The sequence below is a fragment of the Halobellus ordinarius genome, assembly GCF_031823395.1.
GTDB lineage: Archaea > Halobacteriota > Halobacteria > Halobacteriales > Haloferacaceae > Haloquadratum > Haloquadratum ordinarius.
Window position 1 is genome coordinate 205,183 of sequence record NZ_JAVQKJ010000005.1, and the last position, 22,741, is coordinate 227,923.

Genomic DNA, 22,741 nt, shown 5'->3' on the forward strand with positions numbered 1-22,741 from the left:
TCCGGAACGAGTTCCGGATATGAAAGACCTCATCGAGTCCGAGTACGCCAATATCGAGCAGTCCACTGCAACGCAGTGACTTTCGAGGGGCACGGTCACGGACCGCACGCTTATTTCCGATACCTGTCTTAGCACCGGTATGGTGGGGCCCGAGGACAACGGAACACGCGCGGGTGAGGCGTTCACAGCGCTCGCAAACGAACACCGGGTTCGAATTATCGAAATTCTCTGGAATCGCCGTTCGACGACCCCCGACCCCTCACCGACGCCGATGCCCTTTTCGGACCTCTTCGAGGCATCCGATCTCGACGACAAGGGGCAGTTCAACTACCATCTCGGCAAGCTCGTCGGCCCCTTCCTCGCCCGTTCGGTGGACGGGTACACGCTCACATATGCGGGGAAAACCATCGCGCGGGCAGTACAGGCCGGCAGCGTTACTGACGATCCGTACGTCGAAGCCGAGCCCGTCGAGGACCGGGCGTGTCCGTACTGCGGCGAGCAGGGGATCACGATGGGCTACCAGGACGGGATCGTGCTCTTTTCGTGTACGAACTGTGAGGGGATGGCTCCGGAGAGTCCGATGGCACAACCGGGTGCGATACAGGCTGGCTCGATTCCCGCAAGCGCTCTCATCGACCGCGACCCCGCAGAGCTGTACGACGACGCCATCCTCTGGGGAAATCACGTCTATATGACGCTGCTGCACGGCTTCTGTCCCGCCTGTGCGGGAGCCATCGACGAAGAACTGGTCCTGTGTGATGACCACGACGCGTCAGCGGGGGCCTGTGCGTCGTGTGGCGATCGGTTCGCCTCGCGCGTCCGGTACGAGTGTCGGGTCTGTGGCACAGTCGAGTGGGGAACGCTCTGGGGGCGACTCGCCTATTCCGAGCCAGTCTTCGGCTTTCTCTATGCCCACGGCGTCAATCCCCTACGTCCCGGTGCCGAAGACCTCGCGCTCAGCCGCGATCTCACCGAGGAAGTCACGGCGGTCGATCCACCAGCCGTCGAGTACGAGTTCGCCGTCGGCGGGGACACCCTCCGCGTCCGAGTTGACGAGATGCTCAGCGTCTCTACCGTCGGACAGTCCAGCGAATCCTCGGAAAAATCAGGGGCCTAACGCGCTTTTCGACGAAGATCACGCCTTCCGTCTCATACTGATTACTTCCGTCTCTTCCCGCCGAGCGCCACCCCCGCGGCGGCGCTCGGCGGGAAACAGTGAGAGTAATCAGTATCAGTCGGCACTGGTCGCGTCGCGGGAGCTCGTCTCACCGTAGTCCGAGCGGTTTTTCACGAACAGCGAGCCACCGAGACTGACGACCGAAAGCCACAGCACGACGAACAGGGGGATAGTCACGGCCGTGCCTTCAAGCGGGTTGGCCATTGCGGTTGCAAGGGCGTACAGCATCCAGACCACCGAGACAGCGCCGACGAGCGTGGCGAACCCGGCAACGGGACGGTGAACGAGATTCGTTCGCCTGAAGCCGATTCCGAGTCCGGCGACGCTAGCACCGACAAGGAGACTGAAGACGACGAAGTACGCACTGCCGAACGGAGAGAACAGCGCGAGGTACGTGTCCAGGGAACTCGACCCGGTCTGTGTAAAGACAGTGGCCTGCCAAGCGATGGGTACCCAAAGGGCAGCGGCACCAGTAGCGAGCCAGGCGAAGCCCGTGCCAAGCAGTCCCGCGAGCCCGAGACGATGGCTCCCGTCGGCGTACAGGATCGCTGTCCCGGCGGCGGCAACGAGCCCAGCGGCGATCACAGCGAACACGTGCGTCCAGACGAAGAGGACACTCTGGTAGCCGGCCTCGCCGCCGGCCGCAAGAAAGACGCTGATGAGGACGACACCCGAGAGGGTCAACCCTCCGGCGGCGAGAGTCTTTGTGCGCTGTCGTGTATTGTCGGTCAGTTGGATTGTTGTCGTCATTTCCGGATACTGGGACGCAGGTATTTGGCATATAGATGCGGAGAAGAATGCTTCTCCGGGGTATTATGGGTCCGGATCGTCGGTATCGAGTCGCCACGTGAAAACCGCTTTCAGCACAACGACCAGGCTGTTTTTCTCGCCTTCGCCCCAGATAGCGGTCTCCGAGCGTGGGTCGGTCGGGTTCGCCTCGACACCGTTCACGAGCGCGCTCACGAGCGTTTTCTGTCCGTCGATCATCATGAGCCGCCCCGCCGGCGTATCCGACCAGACCCACAGCGATTCGAACATCATCGCACCGGGGATTTCGTCCTGAATCCGCTCTTGGACGTCCGCCGAAACGCCGCCGAGTTTGATCGAGACGTCCCGCTCTGCGGCGTCACTCAACGCCTCGATCAGGTCGTCGGTGAGTAGATCCTCGACGGTCATATAGATGATCTCCTCCTCTGCGCTACCGAAGAACTCCAAGACCCGTTCGGTGACTGCGGTCTGGCCATCGACGGTCCAGACGCCGCGCTGCTCGTTTTGTTTCTCGACGGGCTCCAGTTCGGCCAGTGCAGTCCGGAGGAGATCCGTCCGGTGTTGCAGTTCGTGTTCGAAGGTTCGACCCGCACTCTCGGCGGAGATCGCCCAGAACGGTTTGGGCGAGGACTGCTGGACATCGACGAGCCCCCGGTCGCGTAGTTCGTTGACGGCATCGTACACGCGGGTCCGGGGGACGTCCGAGACGCGACTGACGTCTCTGGCTGTCCCGATGCCGAGGCCGGCGAGCGCGACGAACGTTCGCGCGGCGTAGGAACTCAATCCGAACTGTTCGAGTTGCTCGACGGCGGCAGACTGCGGGTCTCGGGTGGGGTCAGTGGTCATCAATCAGCGGGATGTTCCGTCGAACCCCACCACGCGAGGTGGCCGGGTCAGCACGCAGCAGCGAGTGGTTGGGACACTGTGCTGCACTGCGTGCTGGAGGTACGTACGGACTTCAACCGAATATACTTGTTGTGATTAGACGGGTGAAGATACGAGCGGTCGATATCGTCCACGAGATGCCGGCCTCTTTCTTCGGGAAATGTTGTAATTTTCTGAGTCACAGTAAGTCTACCACTTCTCATTAGTTGACCGGTATTATCCTGGATTTCGAGATCTCAGCCGAGATGGGAGATATCCGAGTGAGGATCCGAGTGACAACGTTATCCGTTTGCACGATCAACTGTTGATAATACCCCGTTCAGTCAGGACGGTTGGGACACAATGACCGCATCCGAAAACATAGAAGAGGCGATCGAAGTACTCCAGCAACTCGGGTTGAAGGAGTACGAGGCGCGGTGTTTCGTGGGCCTGTCACGTGTAGAGACGGGCTCAGCGAAGAAACTCAGCGAGATGACCGAGGTTCCCCGGACGCGCGTGTACGACGCGATCCGTGTGCTGGAAGCACAGGGCTTAGTCGAGATCCAGCATTCGAGCCCACAACAGTTCCGCGCGGTCTCCCTCGACGAAGCGACCGAGACGCTCCGCGACCAGTACGAGGCCCGCGTCGAGCACCTCCACGACGCCCTGGATACGGTCGAAATCGTCGACGAAGGCGGCGAGGAACCGATCCAGCAGGTGTGGGCGATGTCCGGAAACACCGGGATCGAAAACCGGACGGAGGAACTCATCGGGACGGCGACCGAGGAGATCGTCCTCGTCGTCGGCGACGAATCGCTGCTGACCGATGATCTCGTCGCCACTCTCAACGAGGTCGAGGCCGATGTCGAGTTGCTGATCGGGGCGGTGACCGAACCGCTCCAAGAACAGATTCAGACGGCCGTCCCCGATGCCAAGACGTTCGTCTCGGGCCTGGAGTGGTTACACGGCGAGGACGCCACCGAAGACGAGACCGCAATCGGCCGGCTGTTACTGGTCGATCGCTCGACGATCCTCGTGAGTTCGATCATGCCGGAGACGAAAACGGAACAGGCGATCTTCGGCGAGGGATTCGGGAACGGACTGGTCGTGATCGCCCGCCGACTGATGGCACAGGGACTGTTGACCAAGCGGGACCCCGCCTCGTGACAACAGTCGCGGTGAGCTCTCGGCGGACACCCCGCCGCTGACCCGTCACCGACTCCCGCTGTCGACGACGTCGGGACCGCGTCCGTCGCGGATTCGCGGGTCGATCGGATCTATGGTGAGATACTCGCCGTTGTCGACCGTGACACAGCACTTGCTGTAGACGAACGTGAGACGCCCACCTGGTCGAGGGGTGCCGTCGCCCCGAGAACCGAACAGGGTATCCAACGCATCGGGATCGAAGACGTCCGCGAGCGGCCGAAGCGACCGTGGATCACGGCCTTCGACGGCGCTGACCGCACGCACCACGGCCGTGCTTACTGACTCCCCAGCCCCAATCTCGTACTCCATACGACAGTTTTGCAGTAGACGATGGAAGACTCGTTCGATTTTCACCCATATCCTCAAAACAATCTTTGGAGTTCGCTGAACGGCCGATATTCTCGAGAGAGAATAGACAGCACAAATCCAATGTGGTCAGTCGAGGGACTTCCAACGAAGAGTGACCTTTGCCGCCAGCACACCGCTTTTGCCCCCGTCGGCTACCAGACGAACCAGATGGTCTACGGACCAGGCGGGTGCAAGTTCACTGACTTCGCACGCGTCGGTGCGCCAGTACAATTGATCCTGGCTATCGTCACGACAGTCGGCATCGTATTCTCCTAGGGGATATGACGTGTCCCGCCACCGGGCTTGCGCTACGCGCTGGCTGCCAGCGCTCGGGAAGGGCTCGATCAAGAGCGCGTTCACATCGGTTCGGACGAGCGAAGCGGCGACCTTCCGGGCCGTTCGGACCACTCGGTCGCCGGATGCCCGTCCCCCTACTCTGTAGTCTGCAGAACGCAAACGAGACGGGTTCAAATCTCGTATTTTGATTTGAACGCCTGCGCTGCCTTCGTAAATGGAACTTTGGGCGCGCGTCCAGTTCCGAGTCCGATGAAGCCCTCACCGCGGTCTTTGTGGCCCAGTCCAGCCGCGTGGAAGGGCGTGATACCCGTCTCGACGACCGAGCGGATATCAACGCCGGTGGGGGCACCATCCGAATCCGTATTCGGGACGTCGAGAGTCAAGTTTTCCAGGACCGTGATTTCCTGCATACGCTTTGCTTCCTCCTGAGCGCGTTCCATCGTTTCGCCACAGGCGTCGATGTGGGCCGGGGACGCCGGCAGACTGAATCCGCCCAAGCCGGCGGTTTCGGTCACGATCGAATCGCCCTGTTCCGGGGCAGCATCCGCCTGCGTGTATTCCCCGAAGAAGGACCCTTTCAGGATTGGCGCTGGGCCTGTGAACCATTCGTCCCCCAGGCCGGAGACTTTGATCCCGTATTCGATGCCGTTCCCGGCCATCACTGTGACGACGCTGCTGTGCGTGATGTCCTCGGCTGCGCGAGTGACGGCTTTCGAGGCGGCCATATTGAGGAACGTGAAGAAGAAGAGCTCTGTTTGTGGAATGTATTCGAAGAACTGCGCGAGTTTCTCCTGGTCGATGTCGGAATTGACGAGGTCCGGCGCGATCTGGACGCTGAGCAGATTTGACCCGGCAGTGGTTCTATCGTGGCCTTCGTCGCCCATCAGGAGTGATTTCGCCAGCAGCGGTTTGACGGGAATGCCGTCGGCCCGGTCGACTGCTTCTTTGAGTACTGGACCGATGGTATCCCGGAGATGCTCGATGCTAGCGACGGCGTCGTCTTCGTAGCAGCCGAAGACCATCAGTAACTCTGCGATCGTGCAGTACCCTTCGTTACCCGAGACTCGATCTTCAACGACGAAGACCGGCATATTCGCTGAAATGGCTCCCGAGCCGGGGCCGGTTGCCTGATGATCGTGGGCTGGCGCCAGGTCGATCTCACCCGCTGCAAACTGTTCTTCGGCTTCCTCGGGGGAATCTGCGAGCCCTTCGTATTGTGCCGCACAGATTACGGCGCCTTTCTGGGCGTCCAGCATCCGATCCCAGGGGATTGGCGGTCCGGAGTGGAGGACGAGGTCTTCGCGCATATCCGGGATTGCGTCGATGGCTGGCCGGATGTCAGTCCAGACTGGTTCCGCGGAGACCATAGCTTGCGCTGCGTTGAGATTTGCCTCGTCGACCTGGGTAGCAGAGTCGTCTAGCATAATTGATTTCTCGTATACATTGATTCGAGACTATATAATTCTATTTGAGAAATTGAAAGAATTTTTCGTCTCGGTGCGCAAAATAAAGTGAAAACGAAATTGGGCAGATTATTCAAATTAAATTCCAATACCGGTTGTGAGAGCATCCAATCGGATGAGCGAAGACTCCCAAACGCGACTAGAGGGACTCCTCGAATGCGCCATCGGTGAAAACCGTTACTCGCCCGTCTTCTTCGCTAAGTGTGATCGTTGCGACCACTTCCTCGCGGGTCGAGGTTTCCAGCGCACTCATGTGACGTGTCCCCATCCACTCCGCATAGGGAAGATTGTCGGTTCGTCGGGATTCGGCTGAAGAAAGCTGATCGACCCGGACCATCGCCGCCTCGATCGTGCCGTCGCTGTGAACGACGATCGCGCCGTCGTGGGAGAACGCAACTCGTTGTGTCGCCTCGAGAAATGTGTCAGTCTCAGAAAAGACAGTCGCACAGTCCTCGACCGGCCAGCGGTTCGACCCCATCGGAGACGCGAATTCGGTCATAGCGTTACCTTCGACGACGAAATAGAGCCCGGGTCCGCGGGCGTAGGGATCGTCCCATCGCTCGAATCCGAGGCTGACGTCCTTGACACACCGCTCGATTCGTTCGAGTATCGCCTCGTTGTCTGCATCAATAGACTTCTGCTCGGGCGTCGCAGAGCTGTAGGTGGGCTCGATCATCCCTGTGATATGTATACGGTTGGTGAAGGGATAGCAGCCCCCGAATTTCAGAATACGTCTTTGTGCTGATTAATCGAGTAACGCAGTACTAATCGGACGAAATTACCGGCCGCAAAAAAAAACATACCCACATTGATCAATCGTGGGCAAACGCCTGGGGCGGTGAACGTAGCGTTTCGATTCGAATTTATACTAGCGTTTGCAACTGATTACTCATTCGATCGTATGCTGTCGTGCGATCAAATGAGCGAAAACTTGCAAACGCTACTATAGTTCACCCGGTTTTCGCACGGAGTATCGGAGCGGCCTCGTCGCGAGCGTTGGCTCCGGCTGCTTCTTTATGTTCGATTGGCCACGATGTGGGATATGGGCCGCGACGCATCCGTTCCAAGTGAACGGAACCTTCGTGAGTTAGTTCAGTTTTATCTCCTGGATCACCGGACAACACTGGGGAAGGTGATCGATATCGTCCTGCTGGGACTGAATCTGCTGTTTGTCGGCGTTTTCGTCGTCGAAACGTACCCGATTGCCGCCGACCTACGAGGTCTCTTGTGGGACCTCGAGGTCGGTATTGCGTTCATTTTCGCTGTGGAATACATATCACGACTGTACGGAGCCCCCGACCGGAAGGCGGAGTTTTTTAACGGATACACGATGGTGGATCTGATCGCAATTCTACCGACGCTTGCAGTACTCGTGTTTCCGCTGTCTATCAGCGCCTTGCAGATCGGGTTTCTGCGTGTGGTCCGGATTATCCGTGTGTTGCGGTTCTACCGGTTCACCGAGGATGCGGAGTTTTTCTTTGGAACAGTTACGGACAACACCCTGCGCGCCGGGCAGTTCCTGTTGACGATATTGGTTCTCCTGTTTATGTCTGCCGGGGTGTTCTATAGTGTCGAACAGGCGGTGAATCCTGACGTCACGACGTTCGGTGACGCATTCTATTACACCGTGATAACACTATCGACGACCGGGTTTGGCGATATTATCCCAGTCACGACCGCTGGCAGGTGGGTGACCGTGGGAGCGATACTAGCCGCCATCGTTGTCATCCCCCGACAGGCAAGCAAGTTCGTCAAGGAGTGGACTTCCAAGGAGAAAGTCAATGTCACTTGCCCACAGTGTGGTTTGGAATATCACGATCCGGACGCATCACACTGCAAGGCCTGTGGGCACGTCATCTATCAAGAAAGCGACTCCAGAGAGTGAGTAGCCATCCCCCCACGCTGGCAGAATCGCTTGCGGTCGATCTATCCGACTGATCGGACTAGAGTTCCCCGGTTCGCCCGAGCGCAATCTCGACACACGCGCCTGCCTCACTGTCCCGGACGGTGAGCTCCCCATCGAGGCTCTCGACGATCCAGTTGACGAAAAGCAGTCCGAGCCCACTCCCGTGTTCCAGCGGGGTTTCCTGTCCGGACAAGAGTACCGTCTTTTCGTCCGTCGGAATTCCGGGGCCGTCATCTTTGACCTGGATCACCGTCTGTTCGTCCGCTATCAGGACCGTGACTGTTATCGACGGCGCCGCACCGGCGTGGTTGGCCGCGTTGTCCAGTAGTTCCCACACTGCTGCCTCCAGTCGAGGTGCACTCTTCGCCATCGCTACATCCGGGGTGTGTACTGTAATCGACGCCTCCGGATACTGTTCGTCGATCTGATTGGCGGCCTGGACGACGACTGGAACAATATCGACGCTTTCGATCTCCGGCGGTGTCCCGAGGTTCGCCTCCAGTTTCCGAGCCGTTTCGCTGAGCGTGATCAGTCGCTCGGTCGTCTCGATAATCTTGCGCGCGTACGCCGCGTCCTCGTCTTCGAGACGGTCGCGGAGCATCTCCGCGTACCCGCTGATGACGTTCGTATCGTTCCGGAGATTGTGCCGGAGAACCCGGTTGAGGACCCGGATCAGGCGGTAGCGGTGGTGGCGCTCCCTCGCATCCCGCGCCATCCCCTGGACCCCGACGATGTCCGCGGGCGTCCGGTCCTCGGGCGGGACCTCTCCGGAATACAGCGGCGTCACCCGGATGTCGACGAGCACCTGGTCTTTGGTCCGGTGTTCGAGTGGGAAGTACTCCCGGACCACAGTCTCACCGGCCATCACCGACTCGTATATCTCCTCGGCGACTGCGATCGTCGACTGATCCGGCAGCATCGAGGTGAACGGTTGGCCGAGATAGTCGTCGGCGGAATATCCGAGCAGATCCTCGACAGTGGGGGAAACGTACGTAAACTGGCCCTCTGAGCCGATCTGAAACACCAGATCAAAGCTGGCATCGATGAGTGCACGGGACACCTCCTCCTTCGTTTTGATCTCCGTCTCGCGTTCCGCCAGTTCGCGTTCGTACGACTGTTGTTCGAGGGCCTGGGCGACGAGTCTGGCGGCGAGTTCCACGAAATAGCTCTCCGCCGCGGTAAAGTCGGTTTCCCGTGACTCGGTGTCGGCAAAACAAATCGTCCCATACACCTCGTTTTTGACGAGGATCCGGGCACCGATGTACGCCCCGAGCCCGAACGTCTCGACTGCCGAGTCGGCAACCGCCGACGAGGCGTCTGCGTCCTGTATCGCCAGCGGACTCTCGATTTCGATCGTCCGACGACAGTACGCGTCGTCGAGTGGGCACGTTTCGCCGGGCTGAATCAGTGTGTGGTTCCCGGTCGATTGAACGATCTTTTGAGTGTTGTCCTCGATCCGAGTGAAAAATCCGATAGAAACACCCAGATAGTCGACCCCGACATCGAGCGCGTCGTCGATCCTCGTCGCGATCGACAGTGTCGGATCGCTGAGAATATCGTATATCTGCTCCCGATATTCCACAGATTGCATTGCCGCAACGGTACGAGTGGTCGTAGCTAAACTCTGCCGGCCTCATCGTCGAACAGTTCGGCGCGCTGTGTCCGTTCAGTCGTCTCCGAAGCGATCTGCTCTGTGGTGTCTCCGAGCAGTTCCACTGTGGAGTCGGTCCGAGCGGTCCCGGATCCGAGGTGCGTGTCCGTGAACCCGGTCGGGTACTTCAATCCGTAGCCGACCGCACGGTCAGCACCGATGTGGGCACCCCAGACAAGCGCAACCCAGACGAGCGGTGTGACGCCCAGCAGGACGCCGGCCGCCCCGAGTGCGACTGGCCCCACAGTCGTGTGGAACGCGTTATAGAGGCGACTCCCGACGACCGGGCCGGCACGATAGCCCAGCATCGAGACGTCCGGTGCCAGCGCGAGCAGCAGGAACAGCCACACGGGCCCGCCGAGTGTGAAATACGCCGCAGTCGCGGCCGCAAAGAGCCCGACGCCTTCCAATCTGAGAATCGTTTTCGGATCCATAGCACTGAGACGCTCGGTGAGAGCATAAATATTGGCGCGCTTGCGGTCGATTTCGACTATCCATCCGCTCTCACTGTCCTCCCGGTCCGGAGCGTCACAATGCGCGAAAGAGCGGAAGATAGCTCCCGCGGCGACTGCTCGTCCTGTCGGCTGTAAGTCTCTGAAGAGTTTCGGGGTCCCTGGATCGCGAATGTCTTGGAACAGTTAGCGCCGACAGAATCAGACCGACGGTTCCGCGGGAGCAGGCGGCTCGTGCGTGCCGAACTCGGGGTGGGTTTCCTCCATCCAGATGAACACGACCACGCCGGAGACGAACATCAGGATAGCAGTCATATAGAAGGCTGCCTCGACGTTCGCGAACTCCATCGTGAGCCCGATCAGGATCGCACCGACGCCGTAGCCGGAGTCGCGCCACATCCGATAGACGCCCATCCCGGTCGCACGCCACGTCGGATGTGCCGCGTCGCCGGGGACCGTCATCAGGTTCGGATAGAGCAACGCCATCCCGAGACCTGACACGGCGGAAAGCACGACCCACAGGAGATACCCCTCGAAGAGCACCATCCCGAGAACGCCCGCAGCCGTGAGGAACATCCCGGCGACGACGGGCGGACGGCGGCCGATCCGGTCTGCGAGTCCGCCGGTCGCGATCTGGAGGAAGTACATCGCGCTGTGGACGCCGACGATGAACCCGACCGACGCGATCCCGACCCCCTCGCTCGTGAGATACAGCGGGACAGCCAGCCAGTAGAGCGTGTCGACGAACTTCTCGATGTGGCCGGCCTGTGCCGCGGCGAACAGCGTCCGGTCGCCGTAGGTCGCGCGCTTGACGACCTCCACGAATGGGAGGTTCGCGTCGTGGTGATCCTCGTCGTCGACCTCCAGTTGCGCGTACTGGACCGTCTCCTCGATGAGGAAGATCGCGATGAGGAACGCCAACACGACCACGACCGCGAGGAAGTAGAACGGCTCCGGGCGGAGGCTGAACTGCCCGGCGATCACGCCGGTAATCCAGGCACCGACGGCGACACCGCTGTACCCGAACGCCTCGTCGATACCGACGGCCAGGCCCCGTTGGTCGGGCCCGGCGAGGTCGATCTTGGCGTTGATCGCCATACTCCAGGTCAGCGCCTGGTTGACCCCCAGCAGGATGTTCCCGAGGGTGATCCAGCCCCAGCTCGGCGCGAAGATGAGAATCAACGGGAGCGGCAGCGCTGTCGCCCACCCGAGAATGAGCACGGGTTTCCGTCCGTATTCGCCGCCCCACTTGCCGGCATAGAGATTGAGGATCGCCTTGACGAATCCGAAGGAGACGACGAACGAGCCGATGACGAAAAGCGACTCGACGCCGAGCACGTCCCGGCCCAGGACGGGCACGACCGCCCGTTCGGACCCGATCGTCAGCCCCGTGGCGAACACCAGCAGGATGTGTAACGAGAACTGCCCGAGGTGCTCGCGGATCCCCTGTTTGAGTTCGGTTCCGGTACTCATCGATCACTCGGCCGCGCAGTTGTTCGGACCCAGTTCCAGGTCGGCGAGTTCGCCGGCGGGGACCGACTCCTGTCCCACGTTCGTCCGCTTCACGCGCTCGAAGTTCGGGGGATGATCCGGGATGTCGTTGGCCAGTTCCCGGACGAACGCCTCGCGGTCGCGCCCCAGATCCTCGTTCCGGGCTCTGACTTCGCCGAGGGTCGCGATCACCGGCGGGTCCGGGGACCCCGGGTCGTGTGCCGGCAGGACCACCGCCTCGTCCGGCCGCTCCAGCAACCGCTGGAGGCTCTCATAGAGCGTCGCGGCGTTCGCCTCGACGTCCGAGTCCTCGATTCCGGCCGCGACGCCCAGTTCGACGCGGCCGACGCTCTCGTGGAAGAGCGTGTCGCCGGTGAGCAGCGCTTTTCCTTCGAGGTCGAACGAGACGCTGCCTTCGCTGTGGCCGGGCGTGTGGACGACGTCGACCTCGACGGCGCCGATCCCGACGGTATCGCCGTCTTCGATGGGCGTCGCCTCGATGGCGAGTGCGTCCTTCGGGTGGAGGTCATACGGGACGTCGTGGCGAGCGGCGAGTTCGCGCCCGCCGGAGACGTGATCGGCGTGAGCGTGCGTGTCGAGCACGGCGACGAGTTCGGCGTCGTGGTCGTCGATCACCGCCTCGTACTCCGCGAGGTAGTGCGAGGGGTCGAACACGGCCGCCTCTCCCTCGGAGATCAGCACGTGCGAGAGGCAGCCCTTCCCGGGTCGGGCGACCTGTACGAGCGTGCCATCGAGGTCGACAGAGACGGGCGCGTGACGGTGGACCCGACTCCACCCGGACATCCCGTCGGTGAGCGTCGTCGCGTCGTAGCCGAGTTCGTCGAGGACGTCCGTTGCGGTCTGTGAGACGACACCTTCGGCACACACGGTCACGATTTCTTTCTCGTCGGGGAGTTCGGAGAGGGCGTCTTTCGCCGCGTCCGGTTCCGTCGTGAGTTCGTCGTAGACGTCGGCGTTGACGCTCGTGGGGATATGCCAGTCGTCGAAATCCTCCTCGTGACGAATATCGAGCACGAGTACGTCGTCATCTGTCCGAAGCCGTTTCCCGAGTTCGTCGGGAGCCATCGCTGACATGGGTGCTCGTTCGTACGACAGGTTATCCGATATAAGTGCTGCCGGACATAGCCGGCACCCTTAATTAACTCAGGGACTTTCGTGTTCGTATGAGCCTCTATGAGGCCTCCTTCCGGGTCAGACACGAGTGTCCGTACCGGGAGATCTCGGAACACTACCCGGATCTCACGATCCGGGAGTGGTATCTCAGCGACTGTCAGGTGATCGAGATCACCTCCTCGGAATCACCGAGCGAAGACCTGCTCGACGAGATCGAGCGGTTGGGGACGATCCTCCACCGATCCGTCGACGACGCCGGCCTCCACGTCGTCACCCAGTCGTGTCTCTGCTCGCTGGAGGACTCGATCATCGAACGGTTCGAGGAGTACAACTGTCTGTACCAGCCGCCGACGATCCACCGGCAGGGCTGGGAACACTACTCGGTCATCGCGTTCGACGAGACCGACGTCCGCGCGCTGCTTTCCGACCTCGAAGCCGACCGGAACGTCGACGTGCTCTCGAAGACGGCGATCACCGAGCAAGGGATCCCGCACAGTATGCTGGCGCCGGTCGATCAGCTGTTCGACGACGTGACCGAGCGACAGTTGGCGGCGCTCCGGCTGGCTTTAGAGAGCGGTTACTACGAACAGCCCCGGAAGACGTCGCTCCGCGAACTCGCCGAGCAGACCGCGGTCGCGCGCTCGACGTACGAAGAGCACCTGCGGAAGGCGGAGAATAAACTCCTCACGAACGCCGGCCAGTTCCTGCGGCTTGTCACGGCGACGTCGACCGGGAACCCGCTGGAAGTGGACAGAACGCAGCGGGTCGAAGGAATGGCCGACTGAGGGATTGCCGGGCGACCGGTCGAAGAGCGACCGGTTGAGAAGCGTCCGGCGAACGGTCCACGAACGACCGCTACCAACGGCCGCTCGCCGCGCGCTCGACGAACGTATCGAACGCGCCGCTTTCCGGATGGAGATGACAGTAGGTCCCGAGCGTCCGGTGTTCGGTCAGGCCGTCGCGCTCGTCGGTGATGCCGCTTCCCCGACGGACCTCGAACGCGAACCGGGCGTCGGTGTCGACGTCGGCCTCGGAGTAGTGAAACTCGTGTCCGCGCCGGCGCTCGCCCGGGTCGGCGGTTACCGTCCGGGACGTCGCTTCCAGTTCGACGTGATCGAGCGCCTGATAGCGGTCGCACATCCGAACGGTCGCGGGTAGGACGCCGGCCATCTCACACCGTTCCCCCTCGGCGGTCGTCAGCGACTCCGACAGCGCCATCAGGCCGCCGCACTCGCCGAGGACGGCCACCCCGTCAGCAGCGCGGTCAGCGAGGGCAGCGAGCGCTCGGCTGTCTGCCAACTCCGAGGCGTGGAGTTCGGGGTAGCCGCCCGGGAGGTAGACGCCGTCGCAGTGGGGGAGCGCGTCGCCCGCGAGCGGGGAGAACGTGACCACCTCGGCGCGCTCCCGCAGGCGTTCGAGCGTCGCGGGATAGGAGAAGCAGAACGCCGCGTCGCGCGCGACGGCGATTCGAGCGTCCGTCGGCTCGCCGGACGGCCCCGGCCCCGAGTCGGGACGCGGCGGTGCGCGGGCGACGGAGCGCAGTTCCTCGACGCGGATCGATTCGGCCGCCTCGTCGAGCGCTGCCTCGTCGAGCGCTGCCTCCTCGCCCATCTGCAGACCCAGGTGTCGGTCCGGGATTTCGAGTTCCGCACGCGGCGGAATCCGCCCGAAATACGTCAGACCGTCGGGCAGCGCGTCACGGATCCCCTCCGCGTGTCGACCGCCGTGTGCGCGCTGTGCGACGACGCCGGCGACCTCCACGTCACTCCCCGCCTCCGACGCGAACTCCCGGAAGCCGTGAGCCGTCGCGGCGACGCTCTCCATCCCCGCCTTCGCGTCGACAACCAGCACGACCGGGAGGTCGAGCGCCTCGGCCACCATCGCTGTACTGGAGCAGTCGCCGTCGTAGAGGCCCATCACGCCCTCGACGACACAGACGTCCCCCTCGCCGCGGTAGTAGTTACGACGGAGGCCCTCGCGACCCTCCAGCCACAGATCGAGCGTCCGCGAGGGCTTCCCGGCCACGTGTTCGTGATGGCTGGGATCGATGAAGTCTGGGCCGGCCTTCGCGGGCTGGACGTCGCAGCCGCCGTTCCGGAGCGCCCGGATGATCGCCAGCGTCGCGACCGTCTTGCCGACGCCAGAGCGCGTGCCGCCGACGACGAACCCGTTCATCGGTCCACCCCACTCATCCCTCCACCTCCGCGGAGACGTCCGCGCGAACGACGAGCACCGAGAGATCCGAGTACGGCGTCGATTCCCGGTCCGTTCCGCCTGCGGAGTCGGCGAGGGCACCGAGCGTAGTTTGCGTCACTGCTTCATCCGGGCGCGTCAGCCGTTCCAGCACCAGCGCGTCGAGATGTGGATCCGCCCCCGAATCGACGAGCAGCGCGGCGATGTCGCCGGGCATCCAGTCGAACGGCCGCGGCAGTACGAGCAGATGCCGGTCGCCCACGGCGTCGACGAGGCGATCCAGATCGGCGTCGAGGGAGCCGCTCTTGTGGAGCGTGACGAACGTGCTGTCCTCCATCGGCGTCCGTGCCCGACTGGCGGCGATCTGGAGCGACGAGATTCCAGGGATGACCCGCACGGGGGCGTCCACCGCCCGCTGGACCTTGCCGAGGAACTGGTATCCAGAGTGGTTCGGATCGCCCATCAGGACGGCCGTCCCGCGTTCGCCGTCGTCCACGCGATCCGCGAAGGAGTCGAGCGTGGCCGCCTCGTCCGCGTAGCCGCAGGTGAGCAGGTCGGCGTCGGTCTCCGCGGCGACGAGGTCGACCACGGTCTCGAAGCCGACGACGACGTCCGCCTGGCTGATGGCGCGCGCGCCGCGCCGGGTAAGGTACTTCGGATCGCCCGGCCCGATGCCCACCGCGAATACCGGCGTCTCCTCGCCCGTCTCGGGAGAGCCGGACGGTTCGGGCGTCGCAGCGGCGATATCCGCGGGATCCGGCCCGGCATCGAGGTCGTAGTCGTCACTCATCGGTCGGGAAGTGGTGATCCACATCTCGCGCCTCGGCCGACAGGTCGATCTCCCCCTCTCGCGCGTCGCTGGCGACGTGTACGAGTTCGTTTACGAGTCCCGCGCCGAGGCCGCTCCCCCCGCGCGTCCCGACGTTCGTGATCGCCGGAACCCCGTACTCCTCGGCGACCGCGCGGACCCGCTCCCGGCTCTCGGCCGCCTTCACGAAGCCGACCGGTGTCGCCACGACGACGGCCGGCCGCGTTCCGTCCTCGATGCAGTCGGCCAGTGCCAGCGCGCCGGTCGGGGCGTTCCCGACGACGGCGATGGCGCCGTCGTAGACCCCCTGTCGGTCCAGTTCCAGCACCGACGCTGCGGTCCGGGTCATCCCCGTCTCGGCGGCGAGTTCGGCGCCCTCGCCGATCGCCTTCTGTACCGGGCAGTCGTGGCCGCGGCCCGTGATCCCCGCTTTGACCATCGTGATGTCGGTCACGATCGGCCGCTCGTCGAGAACGGCGCGGGCGCCGGCGACGACGGGATCGTTCTGGAAGCGAACCAGATGCTGGAACTCCGGTGAACCGGTCGCGTGTACGGCTTTCTGCCGGATGCGGTCCTGAAGGCTCTCGTCGGGGACGAACGAGCGAACGATGTCCATACTCGTCTCCGCGATGTCCATCGCCGCCTCGGTCGTCGCGCCCAGGTCCGCGTAGTCGGCGGTCGAAGAACCCCCGCTTGCAGCCGAGGGTTCCGACCCGTTCGATTCGTTTGCATCGTCGGTTGGCGTGTCATCAGTCATCTGAGATCGCCTCGCTCGCGCCGCTCGCTTCCGCTTCGAGGTCGCCCTCGACAGAGAGGTTGATGTCCCGGAGTCGGTCGGCGACGCCGTCGGCGGCGTCCCACAGGTCGCGGTCGATCGCTTCGAGAAGGGTGGACGTAATGTTCTCTACGGCCCAGGGATTGACGTCGCGCATCCACTCCCGGCGGTCCGCGTCGAACGCGTACGCCTCGGCGACGTCTTCCCAGAGCGTGTCGCTCACGACGCCGGTCGTGGCGTCCCACCCGAGCGCGACGTCGACAGTCGTCGAGAGGTCGCCGGCGCCCTTGTAGCCGTGCTCTTCCATACTGTCGAGCCACTCGGGGTTGAGCACCCGGGCCCGCATCGTCTTCCTGACTTTTTCCTCGTTTGTATAGACGGAGACGTTGTCGGGGTCCGAGGAGTCGCCGACGTAGGAGGCCGGGTCGCTCCCGGCGATCTCCCCGACGGCAGAGATGAATCCGCCGTGGAACGCGTACCAGTCGGAGGAGTCGAACTCGTCCTGTTCGTCCGTGTCCTCGATCTTGACCGTCGCCTCCACCGAGCCGAGCCGTCTTTCGAAACTCTCGTGTGCTTCGCTGACCCGCCCGCGCTTTCCGAGGGCGTAGCCCCCCCACTGGACGTACACGTCCGCGAGGTCCGAGCGGTCGTCCCAGTTCCCCTCGTCGACGGCTTTGTTCGTTCCCGCGCCGTACCCGCCGGGCTTCGTCGTGAACACGCGCTGTTTCGCCAGCGACCTCGCCTCGTCGGCGTCGACGCCGTCGGCTTCGAGATCCTCGGCCTCCGCCTCGACGTGCTTCTTGACGTAGTTCAGCTCGTGCGGTTCGTCGAGCGCAACCACAGCGTCCACCGCGTCGTGGACGACGCTCGCCGCCTGCGGGAACGCGTCGCGGAACAGCCCGGACACGCGCGTCGTCACGTCGATTCGCGGGCGGTCCAGGTCGTCGAGCGGGATCGGCTCGACGTCGTCGATCCGCCCGGCGTCGGTCCAGACCGGCCGAACGCCCATCAGCGCCAGGACCTGCGCGATCGTCTCCCCACGGGTGCGCACCGTCGGCGTCCCCCACGCGACGACCCCGATCTCCTCGGGATAGGCGCCCTCGTCGTCTCGCGGGTCGCTCCGCTCCCCGCTCGACTGTTCCGCGGCGCTCTGCGCCGCGCTCTCCTCGCGGTGACGCTCGGCGACGCCGTCGGCGACGCGCTTGCCGACATCCCAGGCCGTCTTCGCGGGAACCTTCCGGGGGTCGAGCGTGTAGAAGTTCCGCGCCGTCGGCAGGAGGTCGACGCCGCCGCGGGTGGGCGCGCCGCTGCCGCCCGGCGGGACGTAGGCGCCGGACAGCGCGTCTGCGGTCCGCGGAATCTCCTCGGCCGCGCCCGCGACACGCGGTGCGGCCTCCTCGCAGATGAATTCGAGGACCTCTCGGAGCGAGTCGTGGGCGCCGCCCTCAACGCGCGCGTCGCCCAGGGGGTCGATGTCGACGACCAGGAGGTTCATCGTCACCTCGTCGTCCAGCCCCGCCTCGCGCTCCGAGGCCGGCACGTCGAAGTCGTGGCGGGCGAGTTCCGTAACGAGCGACAGCGACTGCTCGCGGACGCGGTCGGCCGCCTCCGAGAGGTACATTCCCAGTTCCTCGTCGTAGGTCCCAGGCTCGTTCAGCATCCGGTCGTAGTCGACGCCGAGGACGCCCGCGACGCTCTCTCTGAGGCTCGGTGCGCCGGGATTCGAGAGCCGGGTGAGCGCGACGAGGTACTCCACGAGCCGATCGCCGGCGGGCGGTTCGCCCATCGTGTGCAGTCCCAGCCGGATCTGCGTGGTCTTCACGTCGGTGAGATACTCGTGGATCCGTTCGATCAGGTCCTCGAACGCGACGTCCTCGACCGACTCGATCCCGAGATCGGTGGCGAGATCCTGCTCGGCCACTGACGCGCGGATCCGCTCGCGCAACTGCGCCCCGCTGTCCGACCGGGCGTCCTCCATCCCGGCCTCGCGGTACTCGCGAACCAGTTCTTCGAGGTCCGCCAGTTCGTCGTACGTCCCGGCGGCACGCATCACGGGCGTCAGGTAGTCGACGACCGTTGCGTACGAGCGGCGCTTGGCCTGCGTCCCCTCGCCGGGGTTGTTGATGATGTACGGGTAGACGTTCGGTAGGTCGTCGATCAGCGCGTCGGGGGCGCTCGCGCCGTTCAGTCCGACCGTCTTGCCGGGGAGCCACTCCAGGCTCCCGTGTGTCCCGAGGTGGACGACGGCGTCGGCGTCGAACTCGTTGCGCAGCCACGCGTAGAAGGCGTAGTAGTCGTGCGGGGGCTGGAGGTCGGAGTCGTGGTAGACCTTCGAGGGATCCATTCCGAACCCACGGGGCGGCTGGACCGTCACCAGGACGTTCCCGTACTCGACGCCCGGGACCGCGAAGGGCCGGTCCGGCGGGTCGCCCCACTCGTCGACGACGGCCTCGCGGAACCGGTCGTCGGCCGCGTCGAACCACTCGGTGTACTGTGCGGGCGACACCGTATCGACGCTAAGGTCGGCGATGTCCTCCGGGGCGACCCACCGCGAATCGAGCGTCAACTGCGAGGTGAGTCGGTCGATGAGCGCCGCGCCGTCTGTCGGGGGGTTCTCGACGTCGTAGCCGCGCCCCCGGAGTTCCTCAAGGAGGTTGACGGCGCTCTCGGGGCTGTCGAGGCCGAACGCCGTCCCGATGCCGTCATCGCTCGGCGGGTAGTTGTGGAGGACGACCGCGACGTCCTTCTCGTCGTTCGGGAGGTGTCGCAACCGCGCCCAGTTGACGGCCAGTCGGGCGACGTGGTCGATCCGATCGTCGATCGGGAGGTGTTGCTTCGGCGCGCTGCCGATCCCCGCCTCGTCGTCCATCCGCTCTTTGCCGCTGATCGGGTGGGTGATGACGTTGCCGTCGAACTCGGGCAGCGCAACCGACAGCGCGAGTTCGAAGCCCATCACGCCCGTGTCGCTCCGCTCGTACCGCGACTGCGAGCGCATCGTCGTGATCGCCTGCAACACCGGAACGCCGAGTTCCCGGAGGAAGACCTCCTCGGCGTCTGCCCCCTCGTCGCTGGCGTCGCGGCCGCGCTCGCTCATCGACAGCGAGAACATGAACGAACTCACGACCGCGTCGACGACCGGGCCCTCGGCGCTGTCGAACCAGTTGCGCGCGACCCACTCGGCGTTCTCCTGCCCGGCCTCGTCGCTCGCCGGATTGCAGAACGCGGGCAGGACGTTCGCGCCCTCGGCCTCCAGGGCCCGCACGAGCGCGTCGACGTAGCGGGTGTTGGCGTGGGTCCAGTGCGACTCGTAGAACCAGACGCCGATCGTGGGTTTCTCGGGGTCGTGCGTGGCTCGCAGTTCCTCGTACTCGATCCCGGGATGATCAGGGTGATAGACGCCCTCGGTCGGCAGCGAGACTGGGTCGTCGTATTCGCCGTCGAATGATTCGGCCGCGGCGTCGTCTCCGCCGTCGAATGATCCGGCCGCAGCGTCATCCTCGCCGTCGTCGCTCCCCTCAGCGGCCCCGTACTCCGCGGCGAGGAACCGACAGCAGTTCGCGAGGTTCACGACACCGCCGCGGTCGAGGTACTCGTACACCTGCTCTCTGTCGCTCGCGGCGACGGTCGTGTCCTCGACCGCGTAGGCGTCGCCGGTCGACTTCACGATCAGCGGGACGCCGGCGTCGGTCAGCCGCTCGACGGCGTGCTCGTAACCGGGGAGACTCTCCTCGGCGCCGTGCAGCCACAGCACGACCGCCGTCGCGTCCGCGACCTCGTCGACGAACGCGTCGACGTCGTCGATACCGTCGAGATCTCCCTCCGAGCGAACAGCCAGATCGATCCCCTCGAGTCGCGCCGCCGCCTGCTGGACCGCGCCCAGTTCGTTCTCCGTCGCCGTGTACAGCCCGATCGTCGCCATCGTTGATAAAGCGTTATTGCCCTACTACAAGTAAGGTTGCATATCTGTATGCCTCGCCGCTACACGCCGTTCCCTGCGATCGTCGGACAGGCGGAGCTGAAACGGGCGCTGCTGGCCGTCGCTGCCAACGACGCGCTCGACGGACTCCTCGTCCGCGGCGAGAAGGGGACGGCGAAATCGACCGCCGTTCGGGCGCTGGTGGAACTGCTTCCCGAACAGCGCGCGGTCGCCGACTGCCCGTACGGCTGTCACCCCGAGGACCCCGAGCGACAGTGTTCAGCGTGTCGGGAACGATCCGACTACGAGGTCGAAACCCGGCCCGTCCCGCTCGTGACGCTCCCGCTCGGCGCGACGCGGGAGCGAGTGACCGGGACCCTCTCGGTCGCCGACGCGCTCGACGGGGCCGCAGAGTTCGATCCCGGACTCCTCGCGCGGGCCAACCGCGGCATCCTCTACGTCGACGAGGTGAACCTCCTGGAGGATCACCTCGTGGACGTCCTGCTCGACGCGGCAGCGAGCGGGGTCAACCGCGTCGAGCGCGACGGCGTGAGCGTCGAACACCCCGCGGACTTCACACTCGTCGGGACGATGAACCCCGAGGAGGGTGATCTCCGTCCACAACTCCGCGATCGGTTCGCGCTTCAGGCGACGGTCACCGGCGTCGAATCAGTCGAGGACCGCGTCGAGGTGATCGATCGGGCGCTCGACAGACACGACGATCCCGAACGGTTCGCCGACGGGTACGAATCGGAGACCGAAGCAGTGCGAAAACGGCTGCGTCGCGCCCGAAATCTGCTCCCGGAGGTCGACCTCCCCGCGGCGTTCAAGACGGAGATCGCCGAACTCTGCGGCGAGGCAGGGGTCGACGGTCACCGCGCGGACATCGCGACCGCACGAACGGCGATGACGCTCGCGGCGCTCGACGGCCGCGCGAAAGTGATCGAATCCGACGTCCGGGAGGCGGCGACGCTGGCGCTCCCGCACCGCCTCCAGGGCCGCCCCTTCGAGAACTCGCCCGACGTCGACGACGTACTGGACGATCATTTCGACGACGCGGAAGACGACAGTTCGGAAGACGCGGACGGTGATGATGGTGACGACGGCGAGTCCGCTGGTGAAGAGGCCTCGGAGAAGGAGGAAGAGGACGCTGGTGACGGTGCGAACGCGGATGGAACCGACGGCGAAGACGGGAGAAGCGGAACCGACGATTCCGACCAACAGAATCCGGACGGCGGAAGCGACGACGCAAACGAATCCGACGACACAAACGAATCCGACGACGCAAACGAGTCCGACGACGACTCCGGTGGAGCCCAGCGGCCTGCTGGGGCGTCCCAAGACCGAGACGACGGTGGCGACTCGTCTTCGGACGGGGATGGACCACCGGAAGAGGATGCCGGCGAGGAGACCACGGCGACGCCGCTCGTGCCAGGGCAGCGGGCCGAGGTCGGCGACGCGGTCGCTCCGCCGGTCGACGAGGTCGAGTCAGCGTCGGCAACGGAGACCGACGGGTCGCGTGCCAACGTCGACCCCTCGACACAGGCCCGGGGATCCCGCGTGCGGACCGAACAGGCGGACTCCGCAGATACCGTCGATGCCGCCGCATCCGTCCGGGCCGCTGCGACCGAGGGGCGGACCGAGGTCGCAGCACGGGATCTCCGGACGTCGGTCCGGACCGGCACCGCGGGGACGCTCGTGATCTTCGTCGTCGACGCCAGCGCGTCGATGCGACCGGCGATGCGGCGGGCGAAGGGGACGGTGCTGTCGCTCTTGGAGGACGCCTACGAGCAGCGCGACGAGGTGGCCTTCGTCGCTGTCGCCGGCGACGACGCCGAGGTGCTGTTGCCCCCCACGGACAGCGTGACCCTGGCCGCTCGGCATCTGAAAGAACTGCCGACGGGGGACCGGACGCCGCTGCCGGCCGGCCTGGACGCAGCGACGCGGCTTGCCGCCCGCGCGGAGGCCGAAGCGAGCCTCGTCGTCGTCGTGACCGACGGGCGCGCGAACGTCGCCGAGGGGAGTCCGACGGCGGCGACCCGCGCGGCCGCTCGTCGGCTCGCGGAGACCGAATCGTCGGTGGTCCTCGTCGACGCCGGCGACGAGGGTGCTGGATTGACCAGCGTCATCGAGGACGCGACCGACGCACGCAGGGTGTCGCTGCAGGATCTCACGGCTGAGCGGGTGGCGCACGCCGCCGCGAATGCCGCGGCCGAGCGCTGATCGGTCGGCCGGACACGTCTGAAGATCTGCCCAACAGCCCAGTTCATCGGAGAACAGGCGCCCGACCGA

Annotated in this window: 18 protein-coding genes; 5 read left to right on the top strand and 13 right to left on the bottom strand. The window is 64.3% G+C overall.

Features of this window, described 5'->3' with window-relative positions; translation table 11 throughout:
* Positions 1–139 precede the first annotated feature (139 nt).
* Positions 140–1,117 carry a DUF7351 domain-containing protein gene (locus RJT48_RS07645; RefSeq protein WP_311171678.1) on the top strand — a complete coding sequence of 326 codons (978 nt, stop codon included), beginning with the start codon at positions 140–142 and terminating at the stop codon, positions 1,115–1,117.
* Positions 1,118–1,231: 114 nt separating this feature from the next.
* Here RJT48_RS07645 and RJT48_RS07650 read toward each other — a convergent pair whose 3' ends face one another.
* Positions 1,232–1,927, bottom strand: a complete 696-nt coding sequence (locus RJT48_RS07650; RefSeq protein ID WP_311171679.1) for a hypothetical protein — start codon at positions 1,925–1,927, stop codon at positions 1,232–1,234.
* Between the two features lie 63 nt (positions 1,928–1,990).
* Positions 1,991–2,791, bottom strand: coding sequence for a TrmB family transcriptional regulator (locus RJT48_RS07655; protein ID WP_311171680.1), 801 nt, complete (start codon positions 2,789–2,791; stop codon positions 1,991–1,993).
* Positions 2,792–3,172: 381 nt separating this feature from the next.
* Here RJT48_RS07655 and RJT48_RS07660 point away from each other — a divergent pair, with 381 nt between their 5' ends.
* Positions 3,173–3,976 (top strand): TrmB family transcriptional regulator, encoded by an 804-nt coding sequence (locus tag RJT48_RS07660; protein ID WP_311171681.1) that lies wholly within the window; start codon positions 3,173–3,175, stop codon positions 3,974–3,976.
* 45 nt (positions 3,977–4,021) lie between these two features.
* Here RJT48_RS07660 and ddfA read toward each other — a convergent pair whose 3' ends face one another.
* The 3 genes from ddfA to RJT48_RS07675 all read right to left on the bottom strand — a co-directional run bounded on the left by ddfA (position 4,022) and on the right by RJT48_RS07675 (position 6,799).
* Positions 4,022–4,324, bottom strand: coding sequence for a DdfA family disk-determining factor (gene ddfA, locus RJT48_RS07665; RefSeq protein ID WP_311171682.1), 303 nt, complete (start codon positions 4,322–4,324; stop codon positions 4,022–4,024).
* A 506-nt stretch (positions 4,325–4,830) separates the two neighbouring features.
* Positions 4,831–6,084, bottom strand: coding sequence for a YlbE family protein (locus RJT48_RS07670; RefSeq protein ID WP_311171683.1), 1,254 nt, complete (start codon positions 6,082–6,084; stop codon positions 4,831–4,833).
* 178 nt (positions 6,085–6,262) lie between these two features.
* Complete coding sequence (locus tag RJT48_RS07675) at positions 6,263–6,799, bottom strand: DNA integrity scanning protein DisA nucleotide-binding domain protein (RefSeq protein ID WP_311171684.1); 537 nt, start codon at positions 6,797–6,799, stop codon at positions 6,263–6,265.
* A 366-nt stretch (positions 6,800–7,165) separates the two neighbouring features.
* Here RJT48_RS07675 and RJT48_RS07680 point away from each other — a divergent pair, with 366 nt between their 5' ends.
* Complete coding sequence (locus RJT48_RS07680; RefSeq protein ID WP_311171685.1) at positions 7,166–8,008, top strand: ion transporter; 843 nt, start codon at positions 7,166–7,168, stop codon at positions 8,006–8,008.
* A gap of 58 nt (positions 8,009–8,066) precedes the next feature.
* Here the strand turns inward: RJT48_RS07680 and RJT48_RS07685 are convergent, their stop codons facing one another.
* The 4 genes from RJT48_RS07685 to RJT48_RS07700 form a co-directional block, all read right to left on the bottom strand.
* Positions 8,067–9,620, bottom strand: a complete 1,554-nt coding sequence (locus RJT48_RS07685) for a sensor histidine kinase (protein WP_311171686.1) — start codon at positions 9,618–9,620, stop codon at positions 8,067–8,069.
* 26 nt (positions 9,621–9,646) lie between these two features.
* Positions 9,647–10,114 (bottom strand): DUF4260 domain-containing protein, encoded by a 468-nt coding sequence (locus RJT48_RS07690; RefSeq protein WP_311171687.1) that lies wholly within the window; start codon positions 10,112–10,114, stop codon positions 9,647–9,649.
* Between the two features lie 219 nt (positions 10,115–10,333).
* Positions 10,334–11,605: an MFS transporter gene (locus tag RJT48_RS07695; RefSeq protein WP_311171688.1), complete on the bottom strand. Its 1,272-nt coding sequence runs from the start codon at positions 11,603–11,605 to the stop codon at positions 10,334–10,336.
* A 3-nt stretch (positions 11,606–11,608) separates the two neighbouring features.
* Positions 11,609–12,718, bottom strand: a complete 1,110-nt coding sequence (locus RJT48_RS07700) for an MBL fold metallo-hydrolase (protein WP_311171689.1) — start codon at positions 12,716–12,718, stop codon at positions 11,609–11,611.
* A gap of 89 nt (positions 12,719–12,807) precedes the next feature.
* Between RJT48_RS07700 and RJT48_RS07705 the strand changes: the two genes are divergently transcribed.
* Positions 12,808–13,542 (top strand): helix-turn-helix domain-containing protein, encoded by a 735-nt coding sequence (locus RJT48_RS07705; RefSeq protein WP_311171690.1) that lies wholly within the window; start codon positions 12,808–12,810, stop codon positions 13,540–13,542.
* A gap of 70 nt (positions 13,543–13,612) precedes the next feature.
* Here the strand turns inward: RJT48_RS07705 and RJT48_RS07710 are convergent, their stop codons facing one another.
* The 4 genes from RJT48_RS07710 to cobN all read right to left on the bottom strand — a co-directional run bounded on the left by RJT48_RS07710 (position 13,613) and on the right by cobN (position 20,452).
* On the bottom strand, positions 13,613–14,932 hold the full coding sequence (locus tag RJT48_RS07710; RefSeq protein ID WP_311171691.1) for a cobyrinic acid a,c-diamide synthase: 1,320 nt from the start codon (positions 14,930–14,932) through the stop codon (positions 13,613–13,615).
* A gap of 13 nt (positions 14,933–14,945) precedes the next feature.
* Positions 14,946–15,740 (bottom strand): cobalt-precorrin-7 (C(5))-methyltransferase, encoded by a 795-nt coding sequence (locus tag RJT48_RS07715; protein ID WP_311171692.1) that lies wholly within the window; start codon positions 15,738–15,740, stop codon positions 14,946–14,948.
* Positions 15,733–16,395, bottom strand: a complete 663-nt coding sequence (locus tag RJT48_RS07720; RefSeq protein ID WP_311171969.1) for a precorrin-8X methylmutase — start codon at positions 16,393–16,395, stop codon at positions 15,733–15,735. The genes RJT48_RS07715 and RJT48_RS07720 overlap by 8 nt, the downstream gene beginning before the upstream one ends.
* 112 nt (positions 16,396–16,507) lie before the next feature.
* Positions 16,508–20,452, bottom strand: coding sequence for a cobaltochelatase subunit CobN (gene cobN, locus RJT48_RS07725; protein WP_311171693.1), 3,945 nt, complete (start codon positions 20,450–20,452; stop codon positions 16,508–16,510).
* A 48-nt stretch (positions 20,453–20,500) separates the two neighbouring features.
* Between cobN and RJT48_RS07730 the strand changes: the two genes are divergently transcribed.
* The gene (locus RJT48_RS07730; RefSeq protein ID WP_311171694.1) at positions 20,501–22,672 is read left to right on the top strand and encodes an ATP-binding protein; all 2,172 of its coding nucleotides are present in this window, start codon (positions 20,501–20,503) and stop codon (positions 22,670–22,672) included.
* Positions 22,673–22,741 lie beyond the last annotated feature (69 nt).